General features: G+C 76.0%; 11 protein-coding genes. 3 read left to right on the top strand and 8 right to left on the bottom strand.

The genetic code is table 11. The features are described 5' to 3' along the window. Nucleotides 1-43: 43 nt before the first annotated feature. Nucleotides 44-922, top strand: coding sequence for a glycosyltransferase family 2 protein (locus tag ABD345_RS32970; protein WP_344557569.1), 879 nt, complete (start codon nt 44-46; stop codon nt 920-922). A 148-nt stretch (nt 923-1,070) separates the two neighbouring features. Here ABD345_RS32970 and ABD345_RS32965 read toward each other — a convergent pair whose 3' ends face one another. Beyond that, nucleotides 1,071-1,898, bottom strand: a complete 828-nt coding sequence (locus tag ABD345_RS32965; protein WP_344557568.1) for an enoyl-CoA hydratase/isomerase family protein — start codon at nt 1,896-1,898, stop codon at nt 1,071-1,073. 120 nt (nt 1,899-2,018) lie between these two features. On the opposite strand from ABD345_RS32965, the gene ABD345_RS32960 reads away from it, so the two are divergent. Both ABD345_RS32960 and ABD345_RS32955 read left to right on the top strand, forming a co-directional pair. Then, nucleotides 2,019-2,414: a winged helix-turn-helix transcriptional regulator gene (locus ABD345_RS32960; protein WP_344557567.1), complete on the top strand. Its 396-nt coding sequence runs from the start codon at nt 2,019-2,021 to the stop codon at nt 2,412-2,414. An 88-nt stretch (nt 2,415-2,502) separates the two neighbouring features. Further along, entirely contained in the window at nt 2,503-3,330 is an 828-nt protein-coding gene (locus tag ABD345_RS32955) for an alpha/beta hydrolase fold domain-containing protein (RefSeq protein ID WP_344557566.1), read from the top strand. A gap of 7 nt (nt 3,331-3,337) precedes the next feature. Here the strand turns inward: ABD345_RS32955 and ABD345_RS32950 are convergent, their stop codons facing one another. From ABD345_RS32950 to ABD345_RS32920, 7 genes are all read right to left on the bottom strand, one after another. Further along, complete coding sequence (locus ABD345_RS32950) at nt 3,338-4,435, bottom strand: FecCD family ABC transporter permease (RefSeq protein WP_344557565.1); 1,098 nt, start codon at nt 4,433-4,435, stop codon at nt 3,338-3,340. Next, nucleotides 4,432-5,487, bottom strand: a complete 1,056-nt coding sequence (locus ABD345_RS32945) for a FecCD family ABC transporter permease (protein ID WP_344557563.1) — start codon at nt 5,485-5,487, stop codon at nt 4,432-4,434. The genes ABD345_RS32950 and ABD345_RS32945 overlap by 4 nt, the downstream gene beginning before the upstream one ends. Beyond that, the gene (locus ABD345_RS32940; RefSeq protein ID WP_344557562.1) at nt 5,484-6,359 is read right to left on the bottom strand and encodes a siderophore-interacting protein; all 876 of its coding nucleotides are present in this window, start codon (nt 6,357-6,359) and stop codon (nt 5,484-5,486) included. Before ABD345_RS32940 ends, ABD345_RS32945 begins: the two co-directional genes overlap by 4 nt. A 93-nt stretch (nt 6,360-6,452) precedes the next feature. After that, nucleotides 6,453-8,186, bottom strand: a complete 1,734-nt coding sequence (locus ABD345_RS32935; protein WP_344557561.1) for an ABC transporter ATP-binding protein — start codon at nt 8,184-8,186, stop codon at nt 6,453-6,455. Beyond that, nucleotides 8,179-10,107 (bottom strand): ABC transporter ATP-binding protein, encoded by a 1,929-nt coding sequence (locus ABD345_RS32930; protein ID WP_344557560.1) that lies wholly within the window; start codon nt 10,105-10,107, stop codon nt 8,179-8,181. Before ABD345_RS32930 ends, ABD345_RS32935 begins: the two co-directional genes overlap by 8 nt. A 79-nt stretch (nt 10,108-10,186) precedes the next feature. Next, nucleotides 10,187-10,399 carry an MbtH family protein gene (locus ABD345_RS32925; protein WP_344557559.1) on the bottom strand — a complete coding sequence of 71 codons (213 nt, stop codon included), beginning with the start codon at nt 10,397-10,399 and terminating at the stop codon, nt 10,187-10,189. A gap of 42 nt (nt 10,400-10,441) precedes the next feature. Beyond that, on the bottom strand, nt 10,442-11,730 hold a 1,289-nt coding region (locus tag ABD345_RS32920), incomplete at its 5' end, for a non-ribosomal peptide synthetase (RefSeq protein ID WP_344557558.1).

The raw sequence follows: 11,730 nt of genomic DNA, 5'->3' as shown, positions 1-11,730 counted from the left end.
GTACGGTGTGACTGACCGACGGGCAGGCGAAGGGAACGGGCGGATGGAACCGACACTCGGCGTGGTGGTGCTCACCATGGGTGACCGGCCGGCCGAACTCGCCGCCCTGCTGGCCTCGGTGGCCGCCCAGCAGGGCGCGGAGCACGGGGTGCGGACGGTGCTGCTGGGGCAGGGCGCCGCGCTGCCGCCGCAGCCCGACTGGGTGGACGTGGTCGAGCTGCCGGAGAACCTGGGCATCCCCGGCGGGCGCAACGCGGGCATCGAGCGGTTGCGCGAACTCGGCGGCACGGACGTGCTGGTGGTGCTCGACGACGACGGGCTGCTGCCGCGCACCGACACCTTCCGGCTGGTGCGCGAGGCGTTCGCCGCCGACCCGGGGCTGGGCGTGCTGGCGTTCCGGATCGCCGACGAGACCGGGTTCACCCAGCGCCGCCACGTGCCCCGGCTGGGCAACGCCGACCCGATGCGCTCCGGCCCGGTCACCACCTTCCTCGGCGGGGGCCACGCCATCCGGATGTCCGTGATCGACCAGGTGGGCCTGTTCCCGGCCGAGTTCTTCTACGCCCACGAGGAGACCGACTTCGCCTGGCGCGCCCTGGACGCCGGCTGGCGGATCGACTACCGCGCCGACCTGCTGCTCCAGCACCCCCGCACCGACCCGGCCCGGCACGCCACCTACTACCGCCGCACCGCCCGCAACCGGGTCTGGCTCGCCAAGCGCCACCTGCCCGCCCCGCTCGTCCCGCTCCACCTCGCCGCCTGGACCGCCGTCACCGTCCTGCGCCGCCCGCCCCGCGCGGCCCTCCGCGCCTGGACCGCCGGCTTCGCCGAGGGCCTGCGCACCCCCTGCCCGCCCCGCCGCCCGATGCGCTGGCGCACCGTGGCCCGGATGACCCGCCTGGGGCGGCCGCCGGTGCTGTGACCGGCCCCCGGTCGGCGCGAGCGGTCGAGGTACTGCGCGTCGGCCGGGCCGCGTTCGATCCGGTTCTCGTCCGGGCCGTTGACGACCCGCAGGACGGAGGCCGGTGAGGCGGCGGAGGCGGCGGAGGCGGCGGAGGCGGCGGGTTCCGTTATCCGGCGAGGTCGCGGAACAGACCTTCCAGATCCTCTTCGCCGTCCCGGGTCTGGGCGCCGTTGGCCAGCCCGGCGCCCATGAGCCGGGCGGTGGCGGGCCGGAACACGAGCCCGGCCCAGGCGTCGTTCTCCCGGGCCAGGCCGTCGGAGTGGTCGCGGGGGACGATGGCGTGCTTGGCGGCCGCGACGACGCCGTCGGGCAGCGCGGCGATGTTGCCGGCGAGGCGGTCGACGAACTCGTCGAGCCGGTCGGCGGGGACGGCCCGGTTGACCCAGCCGTACCGCTCGGCGGTCTCGGCGTCCATCAGGTCGGCGCCGAGCACGATCTCCAGGGCGCGGTGACGGCCGACGCGTTCGGTGAGGTACTGCGTGGCGCCGCCGCCGGGAACGATGCCCATGAGGGCTTCGACCTGGCCGAGCCCGGCCTTGCCGATCGCCGCGAACGCCATGTCCGCGGCGGCGACGAACTCGGCTCCGCCGCCGCGCGCCTTGCCGGCGAGCTTGACGATGGTCACCTGGGGCTGGCGGCGCAGCTGCTCCCCGACGGCCTGGAAGACGTTGACGCCGTTCGGCAGGTCGGCCGCGAGCCCGGCGAGGGTGTCCGGGGTGGCGGTCATGTCGACGTGGGCGAGGAAGAAGTCCGGGTCGGCGCTGGCGAACACGATCACGCGTACGGTGTCGTCGCCGGCCAGCGTGTCGAGCAGGCGCCGCAGGTCGGCCATGACCGCGACGCCGAGGACGTTGACCGGCGGGTTGTCGATCACGACGTGTGCGACTGCGTTCCGCCGGCTGACCCGCAGGGTCTGGTAGGCGTCGTGGCCCATGGCTCTTCTCCCGGGTGTCTGACAGGATTCTGGTTCCTGTTGCACACCTACCGTGAAACCGTCTTTGACCTGCGTCAATAACGCACTCCGGGCACCCTAGGGATCGTGGAGGATACCGCCGTGGCCACTTCCGAGGTCGTCTACCGAGCCGTCGCCGAACAGGACGCGGTGTTCCGGTCCGACTGTCCGAGCCGGCCCATCCTCGATCAGATAGCCGACAAGTGGTCGATGATGGTGATGGCGGTGCTGGCCGAACCGCGCCGGTTCAACGAGATCAAGCGCCGCCTCGACGGCGTCACGCAACGCGTCCTCACGCAGACCCTGCGCCGGCTCGAACGCAACGGGATGGTCAGGCGCCGCGTCCTGCCGACCTCGCCGGTCGGCGTCGAGTACTCGCTGACCCCCCTCGGTGAGTCCCTGCGCGAGCCCTTCGCCCACCTCTACGACTGGACCGTCGCGAACGCCTCCGAGATCCGCGCGCACCAGCGCGACTACGACCGGCGGGCCCCGCGCTGACACCACGACCGTGCGGCCGGGCCGTTCGGCCCGTGAGACGCCGGGCCGGGTGGGAATGAACGGCGGGGCGGGGGCGCTCGGGGGCTGCATGGATCTCTCGTTGCCTCCGGTCGCCCCCGTTCCCTCGCCGTACGGCGGGCTGAGCCGGCACGGTGTCAGCTACGCGCTGCGCACCGGTTTCCGTCCGCTGCTGCTGGACCTGCACGTGCCGGCCGGGGAGGGGCCGTTCCCGGTGGTGGTGTGGCTGCACGGCGGGGCGTTCCGGGAGGGCGACCGGCGCTACCTGCCGAACACGATGCGGCCCGGCTCGGTGTTCGAGGCGCTGGTGGCGGCGGGCCTCGCGGTCGCGACGGTGGACTACCGGCTGTCCGGCGAGGCCCGCTACCCGGCCCAGTTGGACGACGTGACCGCCGCGCTGCGCTACCTGCGGGAGTACGCCGGGGAGTTGGGGCTGGACGCCGACCGGCTCGGGGTGTGGGGCGAGTCCGCGGGCGGGACGCTGGCCGCGCTCGCGGCGCTGACCACCGACGCGGTGACCGCCGCCGTCTGCTGGTACCCGCCCACCGACCTGGCCGCCCTCGGCCACCACGGGCCGGACTCCCCGGTCACCCAACTGCTGGGCGGCTGCTCGTCCGAGCTCGTCGCGGAGGCCGACGGGGCCAGCCCGGTCCACCGGGTCACGTCCGCCGCGCCGCCGTTCCTGCTGGTGCACGGCGTGCGGGACGACCTGGTGCCGCTGTCCCAGTCCGAGGCCCTGCACGAGCGCCTGCTGGCGGCGGGCGGCCGCTCCGTCCTGGTGCCGGTGGAGGGGGCCGGGCACTGCTTCGGCGAGTACCCGGACGTGCCGGGCCTGATCGCCGACGCGGTGGCGTTCCTGGCCGCCGAACTCTCCCCCCGCGCGGGCCGGGCCGGCTGACGGACCGTCAGGCGGTGCGCCGCCACTGGCGGGTGATCAGCCAGAGCAGGTAGCCGCCGCCGACCACGCCGGTGAGGATGCCGACCGGCAGCTGGGTGGGGGCGAGCAGGCGCTGGGCGGCGAGGTCGGAGAGGGCGAGCAGCAGGGCGCCGAGCAGGGCGGAGCCGGGGAGGTTGGGGCCGGTGGTGCGGGTGAGGCGGCGGACGGCCTGCGGGGCGATCAGGGCGACGAAGGGGACGGGGCCGGCGGCGGCGGTCGCGGCGGCGGTGAGGGCCACGCCGGTCAGCACCAGCCGCAGTTGGACGGCCTCGGTGCGCACGCCGAGCGCGGCGGCGGTCTCGTCCCCGAGTTCCAGCATCCGCAGCGGGCGGCCGAGCAGCAGCGCGGCGGGGAGCAGCACCAGCAGGGCCAGGGCCATCGGCGTGCAGTGCTCCCAGCCGCGGGCGTTGAGGCTGCCGGTGAGCCAGACGGCGGCGCTCTGCGCGTCGCTGAACGAGGCCCGGGCGATCAGGTAGGCGTTCAGCGAGGACAGCAGCGAGGAGAGGCCGATGCCGACCAGGACCAGCCGGTAGCCCTGGGTGCCGCCGCGCCGGGCCAGCAGGTAGACCAGCAGCGAGGTGAGCAGTCCGCCGAGCACCGCGCCGCCGGCGACGGCGGCCGCGCCGCCGCCGATCAGCAGGATGACGGTGAGCGCGCCGGTGGCGGAGCCGACGGTGAAGCCGATGACGTCGGGGCTGCCGAGCGGGTTGCGGGCGAGGGTCTGGAAGAGCGCCCCGGCGAGGCCGAGCGCCGCGCCGACCAGCAGGGCGGTGAGCAGCCGGGGCAGCCGCACCTCCATGACGATGTAGCGGTCGGCGCGCCGTCCGCCGCCGCCGAGGACGTCGAGCACGTCCCGGACGGGCAGCGGGTAGTCGCCGGCGGTGAGGGTCCAGGCGGCGGTGCCGAGCAGGGCGAGCAGCAGCAGGCCGGTGACCAGGGCGGCGCGCGGGTGCCAGCGCAGCGAGCGGCCGCCGGGCAGCGGCAGGGCGCGGATCGGGAGCCCGGCCGGCGGCGCGTCGAGGGCGGGGGTGGCGTTCACGGCGTTCACGGGGTTCACGGCGTTCACAGGCGGGCGATCCTCCGGCCGCGCACCAGCGCGATGAAGAGCGGGGCGCCGAGGAAGGCGGTGACCACGCCGACCTGGAGTTCGGCGGGGCGCAGCAGCAGCCGGCCGAGGATGTCGGAGGCGAGCAGCAGGACGGGGGCGAGCGCGGCGGAGAGCAGCATGATCCAGCGCTGGTCGGGGCCGCACAGGTGGCGGGCGAGGTGCGGGACGGCGAGGCCGACGAAGGCGATCGGGCCGACGGCGGCGGTGGCGGCCCCGCAGAGCAGGGTGATGGCGAGCAGGCTGAGGACGCGGGTGCGGCCGGGGTGGGCGCCGAGCGCGCGGCCGGTGTCGTCGCCGAGCGCGAGGGCGTTCAGCGGGCGGCCGAGCAGCAGGGCGAGCGCGCCGCCGGCCAGCAGGAACGGGAGGACCTGGCCGACGGCGGCGGCGTCGACGCCCGCGAAGGTGCCGATCTGCCAGTAGCGGAAGCGGTTCAGGGTGAGCGGGTCGAGCAGGACCAGGCCGTTGACGAAGGCGGTGAGGACGGCGGTGACGGCGGTGCCGGCCAGGGCGAGCCGGGCGGGGGTGGCGGGGCCGCGTCCGCTGCCGAGGAGTTGCACGACGAACGCGGCGACGGCCGCGCCGAGCAGTGCGAACCAGACGAAGGCGTGGAAGGTCCGCAGGTCGAACAGGGCGGTCCCGGCGGCGACGGCGGCCGCGGCGCCGCCGTTGATGCCGAGCAGTCCGGGGTCGGCGAGCGGGTTGCGGGTGAGGGCCTGCATCATCGCGCCGGAGACGCCGAGGGCGGCGCCGACGGTGATGCTGAGCAGGGTGCGCGGGATCCGCGAGTGGTGCACCGCGATCCAGTCCTCGCCGGTGGGGTCGCGGTGCAGCAGGACGTGCAGCACCTGCCCGGGGGCGATGGAGCGGGCGCCGACGCCGAGCGAGAGGACGGCGAGGACGGCGAGCAGGGCGAGGGCGCCGAACAGCCAGGCGGTGCGGCGGGCGGTGGTGGCGGTGGTGCGGCGGACGGGCGCGGGGGCCGCCGGGCGGGCCTGGGCGTGCGTGCTCATGAGTGCGGGGTGTGCTCGTCCTCGTGGTGGTCGTGGCCGGGCCGGCCGGCGGTGTGCTCGTCCTCGTGGTGGTCGTGGTTGGCGGTGCCGCGCTTCCAGTAGCCGTCGACGTCGACCTGGTCGCGGGTCAGGCCGCGTTCGGTGCGCAGGTGGCGGCGGATCGGGCGGAGCGTGTGCGCCTCGCCGGCGATCCAGGCGAAGCCCATGCCGGGGGGCAGTTCGGCGGCGCGGACGGCGCGTTCGAGGTGGTCGGTGGTGCCGGGGGCGGCGGCGCCGCGGTGCAGCCAGACGAGGGTGGCGTCGGCGGCGGTGGGCAGGTGCTGCTCGTCGGCGGGGCCGGCGACCTCGGCGAAGGCGAGCACCCGGACGCCGACCGGGAGCTTCTCCAGCCAGCGGGCGAGCGCGGGCAGCGCGGTCTCGTCGGCGCCGAGCAGGTACCAGTCGTGGACGAGGTCGATCTCCTCGGAGCCGCGCGGACCGAACACGCCGAGTTTCATGCCGGGTTCGGCGGCGGCCGCCCAGTCGGAGCCGATGCCGCCGTCGTGCAGGACCATGTCGATGTCGAGTTCGCGGGCCTCGCGCCGGTAGTGGCGGATCGTGTAGTCGCGGGTGATGGGCTCCTCGGGGGCGTCCATCCAGGTGTCGTCCTGGACGACGGGCTCGGTCGGCAGGTCGCGGCCGGGTGCGGCGAAGCAGAGTTTCACGTGGTCGGTGGGGGCCTGTTCGCAGAAGCCCTCCAGGGCGTCACCGGCGAAGGTGACCCTGACCGTGCCGGGGGTGATCCGCCGGACCTGCTTGACGTCCAGCAGGCGGTACTTGAGCGGGTGGCGGACGATCCGCATCCGCGGCGGCGCGGGCGGGGTGGTGGTCATCGGTCAGCCCATTCGATCGGTGGTGGCCGGGACGGGCGGCGGGGTGCCGTCCGTCCGGACCCCGGGCGGGCGGCACCTCACCGACACTGAAGCTTAGGCTAGCCTAACCTTTTCTTCGCGCAAAGACCGGCCCGTCCCTGACCCCTCGTCAGCGACCACCCGCCCGCCGGCCAGCCGCACCACCCGGGGCAGCCGGGCGATGGTGGCGGGGCGGTGCGCGATCACGATCAGCGTGCAGTCGGCGTGCAGCTCGTCCAGGGCGTGCTCCAGCCGGGCCGCGGTGGCCGGGTCGATGTCGGCGGTGGCCTCGTCCAGCACCAGCACCGCCGGGTCCGCCAGCACCGCGCGCACCACGCCGAGGATCTGCCGCTCCCCCGCCGACAGCCGCGCGCCGCGCTGCCCGACCTCGGCGTCCAGCCCGCCCAGGGCGTCCAGCCAGCCCGTCAGGCCGAGCCCGGCCACCGCCCGTTCGACCGCCGCCCGGTCGGGGGCGCTGCCCACCAGCGCCAGGTTCTCCGCGACGGTGCCGGTGACCAGGCGCACCTCCTGCGGGACGAGCACGATCCGGCGGCGCAGCTGCCGCTCGGGCAGCGCGGTCAGCGGGGTGCCGGCGAAGAGGACCCGGCCCGCGTCGGGGGCGTACAGGCCGCACAGCAGCTTGGCCAGGGTGGTCTTGCCGGAGCCGGTCTCGCCGACCACGCCGGTGCGGCTGCCCGCCGGGAACGCCAGGGTGACGCCGTGCAGCGCCCGGCCGTCCGCGCGGTAGCCGAAGTCGACGGCCGCGCAGCGCAGTTCGCCGCGTCCGGGCAGGTCGTCGACGTCCGCGGCGGGCGCCGCGGCGGTGGTCGCGGCGAGCAGGTCGAGCAGCCGGGCCAGGCCGGTGCGGGCGGTGGCGACCTCGCCGACCAGCTGCGAGAGGTCGGTGCAGGCGTCGAACAGGTTGCGGCTCGCGACCACGAACACCACGACGGTGGCGACGCCCACCGCGTCCCGGGTGACCAGCCAGCCGCCGGCGCCGAGCAGCGCGACCAGCGCCAGGCCCTCGATCAGGCTGACCAGGTCGATCCGGTTCTCCACCCGCAGGGCGCGCCGGGCGGCGCGCACCGCGTGCCGGTTCTCCGCGTCGAAGCGCCGGGTCCAGCCGGGCAGGCCGCGCGAGGTCTGCAGCGCCTCCCGGGCGGTCAGCGTCTCGGTGAAGGTCGCCGCGACGGTCGCCTCGGCGCTCGCCTTGCCGCCGAACGCGGCCGCCGCGTCGCGCTGGAACCAGCGGGTGACCAGCAGCGTCGGCGGCAGGAACACCACCAGCTGGACCAGCAGCAGCGGCCAGGAGTACCCGGCCAGCACGGCGAGGGTGAAGCCGAGGACGGCCAGCGCCGAGACCAGGTTGCGCAGGTGCAGCCGGACGAACGCGGCCAGCTCGGCCACCTCGCCGGTGGCCCGGCGCAGCAGGTCGCCGCCGCGGTGGGTCTCCAGGAAGCGCAGCGGCGCGGTGGCCAGGTTCTCCACGGCCTGCTCGCGCAGGGCGCGCACCACCTCCTCGCCGCTGCGGATCAGCAGCAGCTCGCCGACCCGGGCCAGCACCAGCTGGGCGGCCGCCAGCCCGGCCAGCAGGACGACGGCCAGGACGAGGCGGCCCCGGTCGGCGTCCAGCAGCGCGTCGGTGGCCAGGCCGACCAGCGGGGCGACGGCCACCAACGCGGCGGAGTCGGCCAGCGCCACGCCGAGCGCGACCGCGAGCCGGGCCCGGTGCGGGCGCAGGTGCGGCAGGGCCCGGCGCAGCACGCCGCGCTCGTCGGCCTCCTCGCGCAGGAGCGGCTGTTCAGCCACGGCGGGCCTCCACGTGTTCGGGGCGGGCGGACGGTGCGGACGCTTCTCCCGTGGACGCTTCTCCTGCAGGCACTTCTCCTGCGGGCGCTTCGCCTGCGGGCGGTGCTTCGAACGGCGCTGCGGGGGACCGGAGTTCGGCCGTCCGGTCGGCGGCGGCCAGGACGGCGGCGCGGTGGGTGGCGAACAGCAGGGTGCGGTGGCCGGCGGCCCAGCCGCGCAGGCGGTCCAGGACGAGGGCCTCGGTGGTGGTGTCCAGGGCGGAGGTGGCGTCGTCGAGCAGCAGGACGGCGGGGTCGCCGAGCAGGGCGCGGGCGATCGCCAGGCGTTGGACCTGGCCGCCGGAGAGCGCGGTGCCGCCCTCGCCGAGTTCGGTGGCGTAGCCGTCGGGCATCGCGGCCAGTTGCTCGTGCAGCCCGGCGGTGCGGCAGGCGTCCTCCAGGGCGGCCTGCGGGAGGTCGCGGCCCAGCCGGAGGTTGTCGGCGACGGTGCCGGAGAGCAGCACGGGCCGCTGGGCGACGTACGCGATCCGGGAGCGGACCTCGTCCAGGCGGGCGGCGCGCAGCTCGGTGCCGCCGTAGCGGACGGTGCCCGCGTCGGGGTCGTCGAGGCGGACGCCGAGCCGCAGCAGGGTGCTCTTGCCCGCGCCGGTGGCGCCGTGCAGGGCGACGAACTCGCCCGCTTCGACGGTCAGTTCGACGGGTCCGAGGACGGCCTTGCCGTCCCGCCGGGCCAGTACGCCGGTGAACTCCAGCGGGCCCGTCGCCGGCAGCGCGACGGGGTCGGGCGGGTCGGCGACGGTCGGGGCGAGGGACAGCACCTCGTCGATCCGGGCGGCGGCGACGTCGGCCTGGCCGCGTTCCAGCAGCCGGTCGACCAGGACGCGGGTGGCCAGGGTGACGACGGCCATCCAGGAGGTGAAGGCGACCAGCCCGCCGACGGTGAGGCGCCCGTCCAGCACGGCCAGGCCGCCGAGGCCGACGCCCGCGGCGACGGCCAGCCGGGGGACGAGCGGGGCGACGGCGGCCCAGCCGGCCTCGATCCGGGCGGCGGTCAGGGTGCGGGCGGTGACCTCGGCGCTGGCGGTGTGGTGCCGGTCGACCAGCGGGCGGTGCCCGCCGGTGCCGCGCAGGCCGGTGCCGAGCTGCAGCAGGTCGGCGACGGCGTCGGCGCGGCGGCCGTGCGCGGCGGCGAGGTCGGCGGAGGCGGCGGCGAAGCGGCGCGGGTAGTGCAGGTTGACCCAGACCAGGAACGGCAGGGTGGCCAGGGTGACCAGCAGCAGGCCGGGGTCGAGGGCGCCGATCGCGGGCAGCACGGTCAGGAAGGTCGTCCCGAGCACCACCCAGATCGCCAGGCCGTGCACCCACTCGCGCACCAGGTCGGTGTCCCGGGTGGCCCGCATCGCCAGGTCGCCGTGGCCGCGCGCGGCCAGCGCGGCCCGGTCCAGCCCGGCCAGGTGGCGCAGCAGCCGTCCGCGCAGGTCGGCCCCGACCTTGGCGTCCGCGTACCCGGCCCAGTACTGCCAGCCGTACAGCCCGGCGAACTGGACGAGGGCGGCCAGCGCGGTGGCGGCCGCCCAGCCCAGCAGGGCGCCGCCGTCGTGCCGCTGCAGCCCGTCGTCCAGCGCCTTCTGCACGCACCAGGGGACGGCGAGCAGGGCGAGCTGCCGGATCGCGGCGGCGGCCATCGCGGCGGCCACGGTGGCCCGGTGCGGGCGCAGCGCGGCGCGCAGCAGGGCCTTGGCGCGGCGGCGGCGCTCGGCGGGGAGGGCGGCGGGGGCGAGGTCCTCGTCGGCGAGGTCGGGACCGGCGTCGGCGGGGTCGGGACCGGTCTCGGCGGGGGCCTCGTCCGGGCCGGGTGCCTCAGCGGCGGGGGCTCCGGTGGCGGGGGCCTCGGCGGCGGGGGCTGGCTGGTGGGTGCTCACGGCGTTGGCCATCCGTCGGGTAGCGGCGGGACGCGGGGGCGGCCCCGGTGGCGGGCCGCCCCTGCTCGTGCGGGCGGGGTCAGGCGGTGCGGGCGATCAGGCTGGCGGGGCGCAGGTCGGTCCAGTGCGCGTCGACGTACGCGGTGGCGCCCTCCCGGGTGTCCTCGCCGTGGACGGTGCGCCAGCCGGCCGGGACCTCGGCGAAGGCGGGCCACAGCGAGTGCTGGTTCTCGTCGTTGACGAGCACCAGGTAGCGGGCGTCGTCGTCCTCGAACGGGTTGGTGGCAGCCATCGGGGTGTTCTCCTCTTGGGGGGGGTCGGGCAGGGGGCGGGGTCAGGCGGTGCAGGGCGGGGTGTCGCCGAGGGCGGCGTCGACCAGCCGGTCGACCAGGAACTCGGCGAGGGCCGAGACGGTGGGCCGGGCGAGCAGGTCGGGCAGGCGGAGGTCCCCCTCGAAGTCGGTGCGCAGGCGCTGGAGCAGCTCCATCGCCAGCAGCGAGTGGCCGCCCAGGTCGAAGAAGTTCTCGTCGATGCCGACCTCGGGCAGTCCGAGCACCTCGGCGAACGCCTCGTGCACCGCCCGCTCGCTCGGGTGGCGCGGGGCGCGCCGTTCGGCGCCGGTGGTGAAGTGCTCGGCCCGGGGCGCGGGCAGGGCGGGCCGGTCGAGCTTGCCGTTGACGGTCAGCGGCAGGGCGTCCAGGACCACGAAGGCCGAGGGCACCATGTACTCGGGCAGCCGGGCGGCCAGCGTGCGACGGATCGCAGCGGCCGAGATAAGGGTACCCTCACTTGGCACCAGGTAGGCGACCAGGCGCTTGACGCCCGGGGTGTCCTCGCGGACCACCACGGCAGCCTGGGCGACGTCCTGATCCGTGCTCAGCGCGTCCTCGATCTCGCCGGGTTCGATCCGGTAGCCGCGGATCTTGACCTGGTCGTCGGCCCGGCCCAGGAAGTCCAGCAGGCCGTCCGGCCGCCAACGCACCACGTCACCGGTGCGGTACATCCGCGCACCGGGCGCGCCGAACGGGTCCGCGACGAAGCGCTCGGCCGTCAGGCCCGGACGGTTCAGGTAGCCGCGCGCCAACCCGACGCCCGACACGTACAACTCGCCGGCCACGCCCACCGGCACCGGCCGCAGGTGGCCGTCCAGCACGTGCGCCACCGTGTTCCAGATCGGCCGGCCGACCGTGGCCGTCGCCGAGTCCAGCGTGCCGCCGCCCAGCGTGTTGATGGTGTACTCGGTCGGCCCGTACAGGTTGTAACCCAACACCCCGGGGGTGTCCCGCAGCTTCGTCCACAGCGTCTCGGCGACCGCCTCACCGCCCAGCAGCACCAGCACCGGACGGTGCCGCCCCTCGTCCAACAGGCCCCGGTCGACCAGGGCTTGGGCGTAGGAGGGCGTCACGTTGATGACGTCCACCGCGTGTGCGGCGCAGTACGCGGAGAGCGCTTCCGCGTCGCGCCGCAGGGCTTCGTCCAGGAGGTGCACCTCGTGGCCCTCGACCAGCCAGAGCAGCTCCTCCCAGGACATGTCGAAGGAGAACGAGACGGTGTGCGCGATCCGCAGCCGACGGCCGCCGGCCGAGGCCACCACCGGGTCGAAGATCGCCTCCCGGTGGTTCA

Source organism: Kitasatospora saccharophila, from assembly GCF_039529925.1.
Lineage (GTDB): Bacteria > Actinomycetota > Actinomycetes > Streptomycetales > Streptomycetaceae > Kitasatospora > Kitasatospora saccharophila.
Note: the sequence above shows the minus strand (reverse complement) of the source record. Positions and strands in the feature narration are given on the sequence as shown.